At 70.0% G+C, this 18,468-nt stretch carries 15 protein-coding genes; 11 read left to right on the top strand and 4 right to left on the bottom strand.

The window, feature by feature from the left end; translation table 11 throughout:
• Positions 1 to 137: 137 nt before the first annotated feature.
• Positions 138 to 1,925 (bottom strand): hypothetical protein, encoded by a 1,788-nt coding sequence (locus ACFWYW_RS49880; RefSeq protein ID WP_379628278.1) that lies wholly within the window; start codon positions 1,923 to 1,925, stop codon positions 138 to 140.
• 289 nt (positions 1,926 to 2,214) lie between these two features.
• On the opposite strand from ACFWYW_RS49880, the gene ACFWYW_RS49875 reads away from it, so the two are divergent.
• The 6 genes from ACFWYW_RS49875 (at position 2,215) to ACFWYW_RS49850 (ending at position 9,043) form a co-directional block, all read left to right on the top strand.
• The gene (locus ACFWYW_RS49875) at positions 2,215 to 3,759 is read left to right on the top strand and encodes an acyl-CoA synthetase (RefSeq protein WP_379621954.1); all 1,545 of its coding nucleotides are present in this window, start codon (positions 2,215 to 2,217) and stop codon (positions 3,757 to 3,759) included.
• Positions 3,749 to 4,645 (top strand): Zn-ribbon domain-containing OB-fold protein, encoded by an 897-nt coding sequence (locus ACFWYW_RS49870; RefSeq protein WP_379621952.1) that lies wholly within the window; start codon positions 3,749 to 3,751, stop codon positions 4,643 to 4,645. Before ACFWYW_RS49875 ends, ACFWYW_RS49870 begins: the two co-directional genes overlap by 11 nt.
• Positions 4,645 to 5,628 (top strand): lipid-transfer protein, encoded by a 984-nt coding sequence (locus ACFWYW_RS49865; protein ID WP_379621950.1) that lies wholly within the window; start codon positions 4,645 to 4,647, stop codon positions 5,626 to 5,628. The genes ACFWYW_RS49870 and ACFWYW_RS49865 overlap by 1 nt, the downstream gene beginning before the upstream one ends.
• Complete coding sequence (locus tag ACFWYW_RS49860) at positions 5,628 to 6,776, top strand: thiolase domain-containing protein (protein ID WP_379621958.1); 1,149 nt, start codon at positions 5,628 to 5,630, stop codon at positions 6,774 to 6,776. Before ACFWYW_RS49865 ends, ACFWYW_RS49860 begins: the two co-directional genes overlap by 1 nt.
• Positions 6,776 to 8,350 (top strand): acyl-CoA synthetase, encoded by a 1,575-nt coding sequence (locus ACFWYW_RS49855; RefSeq protein ID WP_379621948.1) that lies wholly within the window; start codon positions 6,776 to 6,778, stop codon positions 8,348 to 8,350. The genes ACFWYW_RS49860 and ACFWYW_RS49855 overlap by 1 nt, the downstream gene beginning before the upstream one ends.
• Before the next feature lie 69 nt (positions 8,351 to 8,419).
• Positions 8,420 to 9,043 carry an HAD family hydrolase gene (locus tag ACFWYW_RS49850; RefSeq protein WP_379621946.1) on the top strand — a complete coding sequence of 208 codons (624 nt, stop codon included), beginning with the start codon at positions 8,420 to 8,422 and terminating at the stop codon, positions 9,041 to 9,043.
• Here ACFWYW_RS49850 and ACFWYW_RS49845 read toward each other — a convergent pair.
• Together ACFWYW_RS49845 and ACFWYW_RS49840 are read right to left on the bottom strand one after the other, a co-directional pair.
• Positions 9,024 to 9,650 (bottom strand): LysE family translocator, encoded by a 627-nt coding sequence (locus ACFWYW_RS49845; RefSeq protein ID WP_379621944.1) that lies wholly within the window; start codon positions 9,648 to 9,650, stop codon positions 9,024 to 9,026. The genes ACFWYW_RS49850 and ACFWYW_RS49845 overlap by 20 nt on opposite strands.
• Before the next feature lie 908 nt (positions 9,651 to 10,558).
• Positions 10,559 to 11,431, bottom strand: a complete 873-nt coding sequence (locus ACFWYW_RS49840; protein ID WP_379621942.1) for a LysR family transcriptional regulator — start codon at positions 11,429 to 11,431, stop codon at positions 10,559 to 10,561.
• Positions 11,432 to 11,530: 99 nt separating this feature from the next.
• On the opposite strand from ACFWYW_RS49840, the gene ACFWYW_RS49835 reads away from it, so the two are divergent.
• The 5 genes from ACFWYW_RS49835 to ACFWYW_RS49815 all read left to right on the top strand — a co-directional run bounded on the left by ACFWYW_RS49835 (position 11,531) and on the right by ACFWYW_RS49815 (position 16,497).
• Entirely contained in the window at positions 11,531 to 12,052 is a 522-nt protein-coding gene (locus ACFWYW_RS49835) for a cysteine dioxygenase (protein ID WP_379621940.1), read from the top strand.
• Between the two features lie 130 nt (positions 12,053 to 12,182).
• Entirely contained in the window at positions 12,183 to 13,211 is a 1,029-nt protein-coding gene (locus ACFWYW_RS49830) for a LacI family DNA-binding transcriptional regulator (protein WP_379621938.1), read from the top strand.
• A 15-nt stretch (positions 13,212 to 13,226) separates the two neighbouring features.
• The gene (locus tag ACFWYW_RS49825; protein WP_379621936.1) at positions 13,227 to 14,708 is read left to right on the top strand and encodes an ABC transporter substrate-binding protein; all 1,482 of its coding nucleotides are present in this window, start codon (positions 13,227 to 13,229) and stop codon (positions 14,706 to 14,708) included.
• A 2-nt stretch (positions 14,709 to 14,710) separates the two neighbouring features.
• Positions 14,711 to 15,688: a carbohydrate ABC transporter permease gene (locus ACFWYW_RS49820; protein ID WP_379621934.1), complete on the top strand. Its 978-nt coding sequence runs from the start codon at positions 14,711 to 14,713 to the stop codon at positions 15,686 to 15,688.
• Entirely contained in the window at positions 15,685 to 16,497 is an 813-nt protein-coding gene (locus ACFWYW_RS49815; protein ID WP_379621932.1) for a carbohydrate ABC transporter permease, read from the top strand. The genes ACFWYW_RS49820 and ACFWYW_RS49815 overlap by 4 nt, the downstream gene beginning before the upstream one ends.
• Positions 16,498 to 16,621: 124 nt before the next feature.
• On the opposite strand, the gene ACFWYW_RS49810 is transcribed toward ACFWYW_RS49815, so the two are convergent.
• Positions 16,622 to 18,427, bottom strand: a complete 1,806-nt coding sequence (locus tag ACFWYW_RS49810; RefSeq protein ID WP_379621930.1) for a substrate-binding domain-containing protein — start codon at positions 18,425 to 18,427, stop codon at positions 16,622 to 16,624.
• Positions 18,428 to 18,468 lie beyond the last annotated feature (41 nt).

The raw sequence follows: 18,468 nt of genomic DNA, 5'->3' as shown, positions 1-18,468 counted from the left end.
GCGTGCTGCCGGGCCGTACCCCCGAGGAACGGCCCGGCCAGGCGGCCGGGCCGTACCCCAGAAGAGCGGCCCGGCACCAGGGCGGGCCGCGTCTGTGAGGAGGGCGGCCCGGCGTCAGGCCGGGTCGCCCTCCACGATCAGGCCTCGTCGGTGCGACGGCGGACGAACAGGGCCGAGCCCGCGCCGCCCGCGATCAGCATGCCGCCGAGCGCCACCCCGCCGAAGTTGGCGTTGCCCTCGGGCAGGCCACCGCCGGTGTCCGCGCCGCCCTTGGGGGTCAGCGTGAAGCCGCTGGCCCGGTAGCGGGGCTTGACGGTGAGCTTGGCCCAGTCGGTGGCGCCGTTGGCCAGCTTGGCCTTGAACCAGTAGGTGCCCGCGCGGGTGCTGGAGGGCACGTGGAACTTCTTCGCGCCCACGCCCGACTTGCCGACCTTCACGGTGAACCGCTTGCCGGACGGGTCGGTGATCGTCGCCTTCGTCGTCTTGCCGAACGACGAGGTGGCCACGATGGCGGTGAACTTGCCGCCCGCGTACACCTTGTCCGGGTCGAGGATCAGCGCGAGCTGGGTGTGCGGGTGCCGCTTGACCACGGTGAGGCGCGCCGAGGTGCTCTGGCCGCCGTCCAGCGAGGCCCGGACGGTGTACGCGCCGGGACGCGTGCCCTTGGGCGAGGTCAGCTTGACGTGGGCCTCACCCCAGGAGTCGACGCGCACGACGTGCTTGCGGCCGGCCGGGTCGGTGATGGTGACCGGGGTGCCGGCCTTGACGTTCGTGGTGGTGACGCCGGCGTAGTAGCTCTGGCCCGCCACGATCTTGCTCGGCGACAGGTCCAGCTCCAGCCCCGTCACCGGCACCGGCTTGACCGGGCCCTTCACGGTGATCGTGGTGGAGGCGGTCCCCACGGTACGGCCGGCGGCGTCCTTGAACACCACGTCGACCGGGTAGACGCCGGGCTTGGCGTCCGGGCGGATCGGCACGGTGCCGGTCCTGGTGGTGCCGGGCGTCATGTTCTCGGTGATCTTCGCCCAGAACGCCGGCGACTCGATGTACGCGTCGGCGGCCTTGCCGGTGACGGTGTAGGAGACCTTGTCACCGGGCTCGGCGGCGCTCGGGGTGACGGCGATGCCGTACTTGACGTCGACCGACTTCTCGACGGTCAGGGTCGTCCGGGCGGAGGAGCCGTCGGCGAAGTGCGCGTCGACCGGGTGCTCGCCCAGCTCGCCGGAGACGCGGACCTGGAAGCGGTACTCCTTGTAGCCCGCCGGAACGTTCCAGGAACCGGGGGAGAAGGCGCGCGAGGTGATGGCCTTCACGTCCGGGCCGTCCGACTTGACGCTCACGTTGACGATGTCGCCGGGCTTGGCGCTGGCGCGGTCGACGGTGATGCTCGTCTTGACGGCGGCCTGCTTCTCGACGGTCAGCACCGCGCGGGCGGAGGAGCCGTCGGCGAAGTGGGCGTCGACCGGGTACTCGCCGGGGGTCTCCGACACGCGTACCTGGAAGCGGTACTCCGTGCGCTTGCCCGGCACGTTCCAGGACGGCGGGTTGAAGCCGCGCGAGGTGATGGCCGTGATGGCCTCGCGCGTGGAGGTGACCGAGACCGTGATGATCTCGCCGGGCTTGGCCGTGGTGGAGCTGAGGGTGATGGAGCCCTTCTGCTCCACCTCCTTCTTCTCGGGGGCCTTGGTGGAAGCCGAAGCGGACGGCTTCTGGGACGGCTTGGCCGAAGGCTTCTCTGAGGGCTTCTCGGAAGGCTTCGGGGTTGGCTTGTCAGAGGGCTTGGGCGTCTCGACCGGCGCCTCGGGAGAGCTGGTCTCGACCGGGGCGACGGGGAGGTCCGTGGGGGTGTCCGCGAGAGCCGGGCTCGCGGTGAGTACGGCGAGACCGAGGGCACCGGCAGCCGCCAGGGACTTGTTGAAGCGCATGTTCTCCCAATCGATGAGGCGGCGCGGGGTTCAGGAGACCCCCGTGCTCGGGAACACGCCGCCTCGCGACGAACATCATCTCGCAACAAAAGTGACAGAAGTGACCAAAGTGGACAAAAGCCAAGTTTCTTGACTATTTCATTACGTATAGGCAGGTAAGCGCCCAAATCGGTAACTCTAGCGGAGTCGTGGGACGTGGCGGGACTCGTGTGAAATCAAGCGCTTGCTCGGGGCTTTGTCAGCGCGTTACGCTCGCCTGAAGCTCTACCCCCCGACACGAGGGAGCGCGATGGGCACGCTCGGATTCTGGCGGCTGGCGCAGGCGGATCCCGGCTGGATCGCCGCCGTGGACCCCGACGGCACCGAGCATCGGGCCGGTGACCTCTTAGCCCGTTCCAACCAGCTCGTCCACGGCCTGCGCGAACTCGGGCTCCAGCCCGGCGACGGCATCTGCGGACTGGTGCCCAACGGCGCCGACGGACTCGTCCTCTATCTGGCCGCGCTCCAGGCGGGCTGGTACTACACCCCGGTCAACTGGCATCTCACCGGACCCGAGATCGCCTACATCGTCGAGGACAGCGAGGCCAAGGCCTTCATCGTCGACCCGCGCTACGCGGCGGAGGGCACCAGGGGCGCCCAGGTCATCGAGCCGCACCGCCGCTTCGCCGTACGGCCGATCGAGGGTTTCCGCCCGATCGAGGAGCTGACCGAGGGCCGGCCGGCGACGGCGCCGCAGGACCGCACGGCGGGCGCCACGATGCACTACACCTCCGGCACCACCGGCAAGCCCAAGGGCGTCCGGCGGAAGCTGAGCGGCCTGGACCCCGACGACGGCGCGGAGCTGATGACGTTCCTGCTGACGCTATTCGGGATCACGCCCGGCCGGCCCAACGCGCACCTCGTGACCGCGCCGAACTACCACACCGCCGTCACGCAGTTCGGCGGTACGGCGCTGCACATGGGTCACACGCTCGTCTACATGGACCGATGGGAGGCCGAGGAGACCCTGCGGCTGTGCGAACGCCATGGCGTGACCAACTCCCACATGGTCCCCACCCACTTCAAGCGGCTGCTCGCGCTGCCCGCCGAGACGCGGGAGAAGTACGACCTGTCCTCGCTCAAGTGGATGATCCACGCGGCGGCCCCCTGCCCGGTCCCGGTCAAGCACCAGATGCTCGACTGGTGGGGCGAGGTGGTCTACGAGTACTACGCGGCCACCGAGGGCGGCGGCACGCTGGCCACGCCCCAGGAGTGGAAGGCGCATCCGGGCACGGTCGGCAAGGCCTGGCCGATCAGCGAACTGCTCATCGTGGACGACTCCGGCGAGCCGGTGCCCACGGGCACCCCCGGGACGATCTACATGAAGATGATGGGCGTCTCCTTCGAGTACAAGGGCGATCCCGACAAGACCGCCGCGAACCGCCTCAAGGACCACTTCACCGTCGGCGACATCGGTTACCTGGACGAGGACGGCTTCCTGTTCCTCTGCGACCGCAAGGCCGACATGATCATCTCGGGCGGCGCGAACATCTACCCGGCCGAGATCGAGAACGAGCTCATGATCCACCCCAAGGTCGCCGACGTCGCGGTGTTCGGCATCCCCGACGAGGAGTGGGGCGAGCAGATCAAGGCGGTCATCGAGCCCGCCGAAGGCTGCGAGCCCGGCCCCGAGCTGGCCGAGGAGATCCTCGCCTCGCTGGAGGGACGGCTGGCGCGGATGAAGTGGCCCAAGTCCGTCGACTTCATCGCCGAGATGCCACGCGAACCCAACGGCAAGCTACTCAAACGCAAGCTGCGCGCACCCTACTGGGAGGGACACGGCCGTGCCATCTGAGCCCCTGGTCGCCGACCATGTCCTGGAGTTCCCCGGCGGATACACGCGTACGACGGGGCCGGTCATCGGCAGGTTTCTGACCGAACTGCGTGACGGGCGGATCGTCGGCGTCCGCACGGTGGAAGGGCGGGTGCTGGTGCCGCCGCTGGAGTACGACCCGGACAGCGGCGACCCGGTCACCGGCGAGTACGTGGAGGTCGGCCCGGCCGGCACCGTCACCGCCTGGACCTGGGTGGAGACGCCGCTGGAGCGGCATCCGCTGGACCGGCCCTTCGCCTGGGCGCTGATCCGGCTGGACGGCGCCGACACGGCGCTGGTGCACGCCGTGGACGCGGGCAACGCGAAGGCGCTGGAGGCGGGCACGCGGGTGCGGCCCGTCTGGAGCACCACCCGCAAGGGCCACATCACCGACATCTCCCACTTCGCTCCCGAGGTGACGAAGATCGTCTCGCCGGTGAAGGCCGCCTACAAGATCACCGCGAGCAGGTCGCTGACCCACTTCCTCGAAGGGATCAAGCGCGGCGTCTTCGTCGGCTGCCGGTGCACGAGCTGCCACAAGGTGTACGTCCCCTACCGCCTGTCGTGCCCGGAATGCGGGATCGCGATCACCGACGAGGTGGAACTGCCCGACACCGGCACCATCACCACCTTCGCCATCAACAACCTGCCCGACCCGCGCGCCCCCGAGGTGCCGTTCGTCTCCGCCTACATCCTGCTCGACGGCGCGGACGTCCCCATGATCGCCCTCGTCGGCGGCGTCCCCGCCCACGAGGTCCGCCAGGGCATGCGGGTACGCGCCGCATGGGTGCCCGAGGCCGAACGCACCCTGTCGATGTCCAACATCCGGTGGTTCACCCCCACCGGAGAACCAGACGCGGAGCTCTAATGCGCGATGTGGCCGTCGTCGCCTTCGCCCAGACCCACCACACCGACCACGACACCGGCGTCTCGGAGCCGGAACTGATCCTTCCGGTCATCGACGAGATCCGCGAGAAGACCGGGCTGCGCGCCTTCGGCTTCACCTGCTCGGGGAGCTGCGACTACCTGGCCGGAGCGCCGTTCTCGTTCGTCTCCGCGCTCGACGCGCTCGGCGCCTGGCCGCCGATCTCCGAGAGCCACGTCGAGATGGACGGCGCCTGGGCGCTCTACGAGGCGTGGGTGCGCCTGCAGCACGGCGACGTCGACACCGCGCTCGTCTACGGCTTCGGCAAGTCGTCGCTCGGAGACCTGCGCACGATCATGACGCTCCAGCTCGACCCGTACTACCTCGAACCGCTCGGGCTCGATCAACTGTCCATGGCGGGCCTGCAGGCCTCGGCGCTGGGCGCGCCTCAGGAAGAGCTCGACGAGATCGTACGGCGCAGCCGTACCGACGGACGGGCCAATCCCTACGCGCTGGACCTTCCGCCGGAGGGCGGCGAGCCACCCATCACGGACGGCGCGGCGGCGGTGGTCCTGGCGGCCGGCGACAGGGCCGGGGAGCTGTGCGCGAACCCCGCCTACATCAGGGGCATCGCCCACCGGATCGAACCCCACTACCCGGGCATGCGGGACCTGTCCCGCTCGGTCTCCGCCGCCGACGCCGCCCGCGCGGCCGGGGTCGGCAAGGGCCGGGTCGAGGTCGCCGAGCTGCACGCCCAGTTCGCCCACGAGGAGATCATCCTCAGGCGGGCGCTGGAACTGCCCGCCGAGACCGTGATCAACCCCAGCGGCGGCCCGCTGGCCGCCAACCCGGTCATGGCCACGGGCCTGATCCGCATCGGCGAGGCGGCGAGCCACATCCTCGACGGCCGGGCCGCGCGCACCGTCGGCCACGCCGCAGGCGGCCCCTGCCTGCAGCACAACCTCGTCACCGTTCTGGAGGCATGATGGGTAACTCCTGCGCGGTGATCGGCGTCGGGCAGACGTACTACACGACGAAGCGGCGCGACGTCTCCATCGCCGGGCTGGTGCGCGAGGCCGCGTTGCGCGCGCTGGAGGACGCCGGGCTGACGTTCAAGGACATCGACGCGGTCGTCATCGGCAAGGCGCCCGACCTGTTCGAGGGCGTGATGATGCCGGAGGCCTACCTGGCCGACGCGCTCGGCGCCGCGGGCAAGCCGATGATGCGGGTGCACACGGCCGGATCGGTCGGCGGCTCCACCGCGCTGGTCGGCGCCTCGCTGATCCAGGGCGGCGTGCACGACCGGGTCCTCGTCGTCGCCTTCGAGAAACAGTCGGAGTCGAACGCCACCTGGGCCCTGTCGACGCACCTGCCGTTCAACGCCTCGCTGGTCGTGGGCGCGGGCGGGTACTTCGCGCCGCACATCCGCGAGTACATGCGGCGCTCCGGCGCGCCCGAGCACATCGGCACGCTCGTCGCCGTCAAGGACCGCCAGAACGCGCTGAAGAACCCCTACGCGCACCTGAAGATCCCCGGCATCAACCGCCAGATGGTCGAGTCCACGCCCATGCTCTGGGAGCCCATCCGCTATCTGGAGACCTGCCCGTCCAGCGACGGCGCCTGCGCGATGGTGCTCGCGTCGGAGTCGGCCGTGACCGGCACGCCCGCATGGGTCCACGGTACGGCGATGCGCTCCGAGCCGATCTTCCGGGCCGGTCGCGACACGGTGAACCCGCAGGGCGGCAAGGACTGCGCCGCCGACGTCTACCGGCAGGCCGGGATCGCCGACCCGCGCAGGGACATCGACGTCGCCGAGACCTACGTGCCGTTCTCCTGGTACGAGCCCATGTGGCTGGAGAACCTCGGCTTCGCCGCCGAGGGCGAGGGATGGAAGCTCACCGAGTCGGGGGCGACCGCGCTCGACGGCGACATCCCGTGGAACGCCTCGGGCGGCGTCCTGTCGTCCAACCCGATCGGCGCCTCCGGGCTGATCAGGTTCGCCGAGGCGGCACAACAGGTCCGGGGGATGGCGGGGGAGCACCAGGTGGACGGCGCCCGGCGGGCGCTCGGCCACGCCTATGGCGGGGGAGCCCAGTTCTTCGCGATGTGGGTCGTCGGACGGGAGAAGCCCTGATGGAGTTCAACCACGCGGACCTGTTCGAAGCGCTCGTGGACCGGATCGGCGAGCGCGTCGCGGTCGTCTGCGGCGACCAGCGCCGCACCTACGCCGAGCTGGACGCCGAGGCGAACCGGCTGGCGCACTACCTGGAGAGCCTGGGCGTCGGCCCCGGCCAGCATGTCGGCCTGCACCTGTACAACGGCGTCGAGTACGTGGCCGGGCTGCTGGCCGCGCTCAAGCTGCGCGCGGTGCCGATCAACGTCAACTACCGCTACGTCGAGGCCGAACTGCTCTACCTCTACAACGACTCCGACATCGTGGCGCTGGTCTACGACGTGGAGTTCGCGGGCCGGGTGGCGGCGGTGGCGCCCGAGGCGGCCAAGCTGCGCCACCTGATCTCGGTGGGCGGGGAGGTCGATGGGGCGGTGCCGTACGAGAAGGCGCTGGAAGGTCAGCCGGAGACGCGCGGCTTCCCCGAGCGCAGCGGCGAGGACGTCTACATCATCTACACCGGCGGCACCACAGGCATGCCCAAGGGCGCGATGTGGCACGTCGAGGACCTGTTCATGGCGTTCGGGGGCGGCAATCCGTACGGCGAGCCGCGCGCGACCCCGCAGGAGGTCGTCGACGGGGCCGCCAAGGCGAACCCTATGGTGATGATGGCGGCGCCGCCGCTGATGCACGGGGCGGCGCAGATGGGCACGTTCATCGCCTGGTGGATGGGGGCGACGATCGCGTACGTACGCCGGTTCGAGGCCGAGGACGTGTGGCGGACGGCCGAGCGCGAGCGGGTGTTCACGATGAACATCACCGGCGACGCGATGGCCAGGCCGCTGGCCGAGGCGCTGGCGGGCGGCTCCTACGACCTGTCGTCGTTGTTCGTGATCAGCTCGACCGGCGCGATCCTCAGCGGGACGGTGCGCGACAAGTTACAGGAACTGCTCCCGAACGTGATGATCCTCGACAACTTCGGCTCCACCGAGTCCGGCTACACCGCCTCGGGCGTGGCGGGCTCCACGCCCGAGAAGGGGCTGCGCTACCAGCCGAACGCCACCGCCAACCTGGTCGTGCTGGACGAGAATCTCAAGCCGGTTCCCGAAGGGCAGCTCGGCACCGTGGCCAAGTCGGGCCGGGTCGCCTTCGGCTACTACAACGACCCGGAGAAGACGGCCCGCACGTTCGTCACCGACGCCGACGGCACCCGCTGGCTGCTGACCGGCGACCTGGCCACCGTGGACGCCGACGGCACCGTCAACATGTTCGGCCGCGGCTCCCAGTGCATCAACACCGGCGGCGAGAAGGTCTTCCCCGAAGAGGTGGAGGCGGTGCTCAAGGGGCATCCGGCGGTCTTCGACGCGGTCGTGACCGGCATCCCGGACGAGCGCTGGGGCAGCAGGGTGGCCGCGGTGGTCGAGCCCAGGCCGGGGGCCGAGGTGGCCGCCACCGACCTCGACGCGCACTGCAGGGAGCGGCTGTCGAGCTACAAGGTGCCCCGGACCTACGCTTTCGTGGAGGAGATCATGCGCTCACCCGCCGGAAAGGCCGACTACCGCTGGGCGCGCGAGACGGCCGAACAGGCGTGGCGGTGAGCGCCATCGCGGCAAAGCCTCTATAGAGTTCCATGACCCCCCGAAACAGTCATCTATGTCGGGGGAAGAGTGGACGCGCTGCTGTTCGACTTGTTCGGGGTCATCGCGCCGGGCCAGACCGCGCAGGACCGTGCCGGGATCGAGGCGGCGGCGGGGATCAAGGGATCGGTGTTCTGGAACGCCTACTGGGACGCGCGCGACGGCTACGACCGGGGCGAGCTGACCGGGCGGCAGTACTGGCGGGCGGTGGGCGAGCGGCTGGGAAGATCGTTCGACGACGCGGACGCGCTGATCGCGCTGGACGTGGCAAGCTGGAGCCGGGTGGACACCGAGTTGATCGCCTACATCCGGACCCTGGCCAACCGCGGCATTCGCGTAGGTTTGCTATCCAACATCCCCAGCGACTTGTCCCAATATTTCGCGACTTATCATGCCGAAGTCTTCAAGATCTTCGATGTCCTGGGACTGTCGAGCCGGATCGGCCACGCCAAGCCCTCACCCGAGGCGTACCTCTGGTGCGTCGAGCGGTTCGGCCTGCCCGCCGACCGGATCATGTTCGTGGACGCGCGCCCGGCCAACGTGGCGGGCGCGCTGGCCGAGGGCATGCAGGCGCACCACTACACCTCGCTGCCCACCCTGCGGGCGCACCTGCTGGCGCGCACGTACGGGATGCCTATGCCTTCTCGCCGGTGAGCAGCGCGGCGAGGCCGATGTAGATCACGCCGCTGCCCACGTCGAGGCGCCGCCTGGCCTTGATCGAACGGCGCATCCGCCCGGCCAGCGCCGAGGAGGCCAGCGCGACCACGCCGTCGGAGGCCAGGCCCAGGACCACCCAGATGGCGCCGAGCAGCAGGATCTGCGGCCCGATCGGGCCTGACTCCGGGCTGGTGAAGTTCGGCAGGAAGGCCAGGAAGAAGATGGCCGTCTTCGGGTTGAGCACGTTGACCACGAACCCCTCCCAGAACATCCGCCGGCGCGACTGGACGGGAAACTCGACCGCCTCTTCGTCGGCCGGCTTGGACAGCAGCTTCCTGACACCGAGGAAGAGCAGATACGCGACACCGGCGAACTTCACGATCGTGAACGCCGTGGCGGAGGCGGCCAGCAGCGCGCTGATCCCAAGCGCGGCGGCTGCCACGTGGACCAGCGAGCCCGCGTGCACCCCGAGCACCGACACCATCCCCGCCGCCCGCCCCTGCGCGACGCTCCGGGTCACGATGAACAGCACCGCGGGTCCCGGCACGACCAGGATGGCCAGCGTGGCCACCGCGAACAGGGCAAGAGTCGAGATGTCCGGCATACCCCGAGCGTAGGGTCCCCACCACCACACCCGCCACAGATTTGCCCCACCCCCAACCACCACCCCCCGACCCCCGCCCCCGGCACCACCACCCAGCACCACCCCCGGCTTCGCCTCCAGCCTGGGCCCCCGACCTGACCGCCCGGCGTCACCGCCCGGCTTCGCCCCGGGCGTCACTCCGCCCGGCCTCGCCTCCGGTGTCACCCCGGGCGTCACGGCCCGGCCTTGCCCCCCGGCGTCGCTCCGGGCATCACCGCTTCGGGCGCCAGCCCGGTGTCGCTCCGCCCGCTTCGCCTCCGGCGTCACGGCCCGGCCCTGCCTCCGGCGTCAGCCCGGGCGTCGCCGCCCGGCCTCGCCTCCGGCGTCGCTCCGCCTGGCTTCGCCTCCGGCCTGGGCTCCAGGCCTGGGCCCCGGCCTGACCGCCCGGCGTCACCGCCCGGCTTCGCCCCGGGCGTCACGGCCCGGCCTTGCCTCCGGCGTCACGGCCTGGCCTCGCCTCCGCCCGGAACCTTCGCCCGGCGTCACCGCTTCGGGCGCCAGCCCCGGTGTCGCTCCGCCTGGCTTCGCCTCCGGCGTAATGGCCCGGCCTTGCCTCCGGCGGCGTCCCCCGGGCGTCACCGCTTCGGGCGCCAGCCCCGGTGTCGCTCCGCCTGGCGTCACCGCCCGGCGTGGCCTCCGGCCTCGCCGCCCGGCTTCGCCTTCGGCGTCACCCCCGGCTTCGCCGCCCGCCATCGCCGCCTGGCCTTGCCTCCGGCCTCACCCTGGGGGTCACCGCCTGGCCTCGCCTCCGGCGTCACCGCTTCCGGCGCCACCCCCGGCGTCGCTCCACCCGGCCTTGCCCCCGGCGTCACCCCGGGCCGGACCGCCTGGCGTCACCCGGGGTGTCACCCCCGGCTTTGCCTTTGGGTTCAGCCTGGCCAGGGGTCGGTGAGGGCGGTGAGTAGGGCCTGGGTGGCGGGTGGGTAGGGCGGGTCGCCGTAGGTGGCGGCGAAGACGTGGCGGGTTGAGCCGGGTATCTCGGCCACCTCCACCGCCGCGCTGCGGTGGGCGCTCAGGGCCAGGCCGGGTAGCACCGTCAGGCCCATTCCGGCCGCCACCAGCGCCTGCACGGCCACGATGTCGTCGCTGGTGAAGGAGATGCGCGGCTCGAAGCCCGCCTTGGCGCAGATGTCGAGCAGGTGGCTGCGGCAGCGGTCGCAGCCCGCGATCCACATGGAGTCGGCGTGCTCGGCCAGCGGGCCCGGGGGTTCGGGGGAGGGGGAGACCAAATAGCTCGGGTCGTCCAGCAGGTGCAGCATCCGGAGGCCGGTGTCCTCGGGGGCGGTGTCGTCGTAGCGGAACATGACCGCCACGTCCACCCGTCCGGCGCGGAGCAGGCGCAGGGCCTCGGGCGGCTCGGTTTCGATCAGGCTCAGCTGGAGCCCGGGGTATTCGGCCGACAGGCGGCGGACCGCTCTGGGCACGAAGGTGCCGAGGGCGGAGGGGAAGGCGGCCAGCCGTACGCGGCCGGAGCGCAGGCCCACGTGGGCGGCGAGTTCCTCCGCGGTGGCGTCCAGCCGGGTGATGATCTCGGCGGCGCGTTCGGCGAGCAGGTGCCCGGCCTCGGTGAGGCGGATGCCGCGCCCGACGCGCTGGATGAGCTGGGCACCGGTCTCGGCTTCCAGGCGGGCCAGGTGGTGGCTGACCGAGGGCTGCGAGTAGTGCAGTTCCTTGGCGGCGGCGGTGACGGAGCCCTTGCGGGCCACGGCGACCAGGACCCGTAGCCGGGTGACATCAAGCATGTCTATGAATATCCCCAAATACTTCTGTTGGACCTATGAATCTCATTAGAGCACTGTAGAAGGGGAAGGCGGAATAACACCATTCCCTAGGGGGAAACCATGGAAATCATGCTGGCCAGGCCCGGACTCGATCAGCTCGTGTCCGGAGTCAGGGACATCGTGGCCAAGGACCTTTCGCCGAGAGACACCGCCTTCGCCGTAGCGGACTTCCTGCGGCTGAACCTTCCGGGGCTCGACGTGCTCACCGACGAGGAGCGCGCGGGGGACCGTGAGACCTACCGCTCCTTCCCGCTGCACACGCAGGAGGAGTTCTCCGTCGTGGCCGTCGTGTGGCGGCCCGGCCAGCAGACGCGCGTCCACGACCATGTGTCCTGGTGTACGTTCGGCATCCTCAGTGGCGTGGAGTACGAGACGCTTTATCGGGATATGGGCGACCATCTGGTGGAGATCGGCCGGGCCGCCAACCAGCCGGGCGAGGTCAGCGGCTTCGCGCCGCCCGGCGACATCCACAAGGTCGAGAACACCAGCGACGAGATCGGCGTCTCCCTCCACGTCTACGGGGCCGACGTGGGCAGGCTCGGCTCCAGCGTCCGCCGCTACTACGACCTGCCGATCCGCTAGCGGAAAGACCCGAAGGGCCGCCCAGCACACCCGGGCGGCCCTTCGCCGTTTCAGTAAGCGGCTATTGACATCCTCCGACGTGTGGGACTACTAAATGCATTTAGTTCCCTACGTCCAACCCAGGGGTGCCATGGCCAGCGAGACACCTCCGACGATTGCCGACGTTGCGCGCCTGGCCGGCGTGTCGAAGGGCGCCGTGTCCCTGGCGCTCAACGACAAGCCGGGCGTCAGCGACGAGACCCGCCGCCGCATCAAGCAGGCCGCCCAGGACCTCAACTGGCGTCCCAGCATCCACGCGCGGGCGATGCTGAGCTCACGGGCGTTCGCGGTCGGGCTCGTGCTCGCCCGCGACACCCGGCACCTGGCCGTCGATCCGTTCTTCGCCGGCTTCCTCGGCGGGGTCGAGACCGTGTTGCAGGGCAGCGGGTCGGTGCTGGTGCTGCAGGTCGTGGGCGAGGACGAGGAGGTCGAGGCCGCCGCCTACCGGCGGCTGGTCACCGAGCGCCGCATCGACGGCGCGTTCCTGCTCGACATCCGCGACGGCGACCAGCGCCCCGCGCTCCTCGGCGAGCTCGGGCTGCCCACCGTCGCGGTCGGTCCCGCCGGCGCCGACTACGGGGACATGCCCGCGGTGGGCGTGCGCGACGGCGACGGCATCGCCGCCGCGGTCGGCCATCTCGTACGGCTAGGCCACCGCGACATCGCCTTCGTCGAGGGCGCCCCCGCCTACCGGCACTCCACCTCCCGCCTGCACGCCTGGCGCCGGGCCATGGAGGGTCACGGGCTGCCCGCCGTACTGCGGGATGCCGGGCATTTCACCGGCGACGGCGGGGCGGCGGCGACCAGGCGGCTGCTCGAACACGGACCCACCGCGATCGTCTACGCCAGCGACCTGATGGCCATCGCCGGCATGTCCGTGGTCAGGGAGAAGGGCCTGGACGTGCCCGGCGACATCTCCATCACCGGCTTCGACGACAACCCCGAGGCGGCGCACCTGCACCCGCCGCTGACCACCGTCCGCCAGGACCCGATCGGCATCGGCGCGATCGCCGCCGAACTACTCCTGGCCAGGATCGACGGCCGGCCGGCCGATCCCGACCCCCCTTCGCCCGAGCTGATCGTGCGGGCCTCCACCGCGCCACCGCGGGTCACCCCCTAACACCGAAGGAACCCCATGTCAGAACCCCGTCACCTGTCCCGGCGCGGCTTCCTCGCCGGCGCCCTCGCCACCTCGGCCCTGGCCGCCTGCGGGACCTCCAAGAAGAGCGGCAAAGGTGCCGCCGAGCTGACCCACTGGGACCAGATGGTCAGCCAGGAGCCCTGGATCAAGAAGGAGATCGAGCTCTTCCAGGCCGCCCGCCCCGACATCGTGGTCAAGCGCGCCCAGCAGGCCAGCGGCGACCTGGAGAAGCTGCTCGACCTGGCCTGGCGCGGCGGCAACGCGCCGGACGTCTTCAAGGTGCCCACCGACAGGCTCGACGACTACGTGGAGGAGGGCCGCGTGCTGGCCCTCGACAAGTACGCGACGCTGGAGTGGCAGAAGACCTTCCCCGCCTACTCGTTCGTGGAGGGCGTCAACGCCATCAACGGCAAGGTGTACGGCGCGCCGTTCGACGGCGAGGCCCCCTGGGTGCAGCTCTACGTCAACAACAAGGTGTTCAATGACGCCGGTCTGGTCGAGGCGGACGGCACCGTCAAGATCCCGAAGACGTGGGACGAGGTGACGCTGTTCGCCGAGCAGATCGTCAAGAAGGGCAACGGGAGCGTCCACGGGATCGGGTTCGGCAACAGCGCGTTCGCGATGATCCCGTGGTGGACGGAGCTGTTCACGGCGGGTGCCGGGTACCCGGGTTCGATGCCGCCCGGTTTCCCCGGCGGGCTCGACCCGCGTACCGGGAAGTTCACCCGGAGCACCGACCGGGTGGTCAGCGACTTCCTCACGTTGTTCCTGGAGTGGAAGTCCAAGGGCTTCGTCGTGCCGAACGCGCTCAGCGTGGACGACGAGATCTCCCGCCAGCACTTCGCCCGCGGCAAGTTCGGCATGATCGTCGGCGGCGTCTGGAACCAGCCCGGCTGGACGGAGCTCGGCTTCACCGACTACTCGGTGACCACCCTGATCACGCCGGAGGCACAGCAGAAAAGCTTCTTCTATCACGGACCCGGCAAGTACAGCCTGGCCATCTCCGCCTCCACCAAGAACCCGGACCAGGCGTGGGAGTGGTTCAAGTGGTACCACGGCCTCGACGCCGGCAGCAGGTGGGTTCAGGAGCTCAAGGGCGGGCTGTCCTCGCACCCCGAGGCCAACGACCCCAGCAAGATCGACTTCGCGCCCTTCGCCGCCTACGTCGGCATGGCCAAGCTCATCCTGCCCGGCCCCAGCCCAGCCCTGCGCAACCCGGCCACCGCCAACGTCGTGCCCAAGAAGATCACCCCGGACTTCGACGCCATCACCACGGGCCTCTACACCGGGCAGATCAAGGACCTGGCCGGAGCGCTCGCCAAGCTCGCCGAAGAGCAGGAGCGCGTCTTCACCGAGGCGCTGGACAAGGCCAGGAAGAAGGGCCACAAGGTGAGCCTGGACGACTACGTGTTCGCCGACTGGGATCTCACCAAGCCCTACAAGTGGGACATCCCCGAGTACATCGGCGCCAAGTAGGAATGGCGACGGCACAGCTCACCCGGGTGAGCGCCCCCTCTCCCACCACCCAGCGCCCCGGCCCCGTCCGCCGCCACGGCTGGACCTACGTCTACCTCGCCCCGTTCGCGATCCTGACCGCGGTCTTCGTGATCTACCCGATCTTCGCCTCGCTCGGCTACACCCTGTACGAGTGGGACGGGCTCGGCGATCCCACCGACTTCATCGGGCTGCGGAACTTCGCCGACGTGGCGGCCGACGAGTTCTTCTGGAGCTCCTTCCGGCACGCCGCCCTGTACACGCTGGTGCTCGTACCGGTGCAACTCGTGCTCGCGCTGGCCCTGGCCCTCGTGCTCAACAACCCCAAGCTGCGCGGCTCCACCTTCTACCGGGCCGTCTACTTCCTGCCCGCGGTCACGTCGGTGGCCATCGTCGGCATCGTGCTCAAGCTCATGCTGTCGAACTTCAGCGACGTGCTCAGCCGGCCGCTGATGGCGGTGGGCCTGACCGACCAGCCGCTCGACTTCCTCGGCGACCCCGGCACCGCGCTCTGGGCGGTGATCGTCATCGGCATCTGGAACACGCTCGGCTACAACATGGTCTACTTCCTGGCCGGGCTCCAGACCATCCCCAAGGAGCAGTACGAGGCGGCGCAGATCGACGGGGCGGGGAAGATCGCCCAGTTCGTGCACGTGACCGTGCCCGGCCTGCGCGGCGTCGGCGTGGTCATCGTCTTCCTCGCCATCATCGGCAGCCTCCAGGTGTTCGACCTGGTGATGGTGCTGACCGGCGGCGGGCCGTACTTCGCGACCGAGGTCGTGAACACCTACATCTACCACCAGGCCTTCGGCGGCAGCATCGGCAGCGGCGGCTCGGCGGAACCCAACGTCGGCTACGCCTCGGCGGCCTCGTTCTTCTTCGGGATCATCCTGCTCGTGCTCACGCTGGGACAGATGTGGGCCATCAAGGTCATGCGGGCACGGAAGGCGGCGCGCGCATGAAGGTGACACGGCACATCCTGCTGCTGGGCTTCGGCCTCGCCTACGTCTATCCGTTCCTGTGGGCGCTCGGCAGCTCGCTGAAGACGCCCATGGACTTTCTCGACGGCGGCCTCAGCCTGATCCCGGCGGAGATGCGGTGGGAGAACTACGCCAAGGCCTGGGACCAGGCCAGCTTCGGCACGTACTTCGTCAACACGCTCGTGATCTCGCTCGTCACGGTGGCCTTCACGCTGCTGCTGACCGCGATGGCCGGTTACGCGCTGGCCCGGCACACCTTCCCCGGCCGCAAGACCCTGCTGTTCGTCATCGGCGCGACGTTCCTGCTGCCGCACGGCTACACGATCATCCCGGTCTTCGACATCGTGAAGGCCCTGGGGTTGCTGGACACCATCTGGTCGGTGATCCTCGTGCAGGTCGGCGGCGGGCTGGTGTTCGGCACGTTCATGTTCATGGCGTACTTCCAGGCGATGCCCAAGGAGCTGGAGGAGGCGGCCCGGGTGGACGGCGCCGGCTACAACACGCTGTTCTTCCGGGTGATCCTGCCGCTGTCGCGGCCGATGGCGGCGACGCTGGGGTTGTTCACGTTCATCGGCTCGTGGAACAACTTCTTCCTGCCGCTGGTGTTCACCCTGGGCAAGCCGGAGCTCCGCACGCTCGGGGTGGGCCTGTACGCCTTCACCAGCCAGACCTCCACCAACTGGACCCTGCTCTGCGCCGCCGCCATCATCTCCCTCGCGCCCATCGTCGTGGTGTTCGTCGTCGCCCAGCGCTACGTGGTCGACGCCATCGCGGGCGCGGTGAAGGCGTGACCTCTCCTTCCATCCCGTACGGCAAGCCGCCCCCACGCCACCCGCCGTCGCGGGCGGGCGCCGATCGTGGGGGTCGCTTCTCACGTCGGACGAACGCACCACCGCGACGGCCCACGAAAGGGCGTCAGAAGTTGCTCACCACCGCGGTGAACACCTGGTCGATGCTCCCCGGTTTGCGGGAGTCGTAGGCGGCCGCGTTCGTGGCCTCGGAGATCTGCCTGAGCACCCCGAGGTCGGCGTCCTTGCCGTAGGCGATGGTGAACAGACGGACCGTCTCCGCGCCCTGCTCCGTCTTCAGCTTGGGCAGCAGGTTCTTCAGGGAGATGCTCTTCCTGTCCTCGTTCTGGCCGTCGGTGAGGAAGACGACGGCGTTGATGGTGTCCTGGCTCTGGGTCTCGGACACCTGCCGGTGGGCGGCGAGCGCGGTGTCGTACAGGCCGGTGCCGCCCTCGGGGACCAGGCCCTCGATGCGCCGCTCGATCTCGTCGCGGTGCTCGGGGGTCATGGGCGCGATCTCGGCCAGGCGCAGGTGGTCCTTTTTACCGTCGCGTTTCAGGGAGAACATCCAGAGCCCCACCCGGTCGGCGGGGCCGAACTGGGGAAGCGTCTTCACGGCCGCCTGCTGGGCCAGTTCGAGCTTGCTCTTGCCGGTCTTGGGCGCCGGCGCGCCCATCGAGCCGGAGGTGTCGATGACGAGCAGCACGTTGGCGGGCTTGCGGAGCTCGGCCCAGCTCCGGAGCACCTTGTCGAGCACGTCCGGCGCGGGCGGCTTGAGCTCGGTGGCAGGCTGGCCGGGCAGCAGGCCGTTGGCCTCGGTGATCAGCTTGCCCGGGGCCCCGTCGTGGCCGCGGAAGGCGTACTCGGCGAAGCGGGCCTGTTGTTCGGGCGCCTGTAGATATTTCACGAAGTCGGCGGCGGCCTGGGCTTTCGCCGGGTTGAGCAGGGCGAAGGGGTTGTCGGAGAAGAGCGTGCCCTCCTTCGGGTAAATGGCCACCAGCGGGACCTTCGGCTTGGCGTGCTTGCCCAGCGTCTTCGGGTCGCCGGTCGGGTTGCCCTGGTTGTAGTCCCACACCGACTTCTCCTCGACGGTCAGCGCCGAGATGTAGGTCAGGCCGGCGCCGGCGTCGTCGGCGCGCCGCAGGTTCGACAGGAACGTGAGCGTGGTGTCGCCGTAGTGCACGATCGAACGTTCCATCGCCTGGACGAACCTGCGCGTCCCGGCGTCGGCCACGTTCTTCTCGGTGAGGTCGCCGGACCGGCCGGTCGCGGCGAAGTAGGCGCCCACGGTCGCGTTGAGGCCGGAGGTGGAGAAGTTCGGGTTGGTCTTGCCGAGGCGGAAGCTGCCCCACTCCGGACGGCCGTACTTGGCCCAGCCCTGCCCGGACAGTTCGAGGATGTCGGACCAGCCGAGCGCCTTGGCCGGCCAGCCCAGGACCTCGGCCATGGGCCGCGGCATCGCGATGACCAGCGGTGTCCTGGCGATCGACGGGTTGTCGGCGGCGACCGGCGAGGGCTTGCCGGCGGCGGCCGCGCGCTGGCGCAGCAGCGTCAGCCAGCTGCTGCTCGCCGGTGACCACACGTCGGGGCGGGGGCCGTCGAGGCGCTTGTCCCAGGTGGTGGCCAGCGCGGTGAGCGCGCTGCCGCTGGTCTTGGTGACGACGACCACGTCGGTGCACGAACCGCCGGAGCCGCGCCGGTTGTAGGCGGCGGCCATCCTTTCGAGCAGCTCGGCCTTCTCCGGCGAGGCGAGGACCCTGAGCTTGGCGCCGCCGCCGTCGTCGCAGGCGTACTGCCGGTCCGGTCGCTGGGCGGCGTCCGTCCCGACCCCGACGAAGATCACCCGCAGTGCCACGACGAGCCCACCGGCCAGGACGGCCACGACGACGAAGCGCGCCAACCGGCGCCTGCGCCGCTGAGTCGGTGTGTACACCCCAGCCTCCCCGTGTCGCTACCTGTCCGACGAATGAGAAC

This window comes from Nonomuraea sp. NPDC059023, assembly GCF_042740095.1.
Lineage (GTDB): Bacteria > Actinomycetota > Actinomycetes > Streptosporangiales > Streptosporangiaceae > Nonomuraea.
The sequence above is the reverse complement of the archived record's forward strand: the minus strand, read 5'-3'. Positions and strand labels throughout refer to the sequence as shown.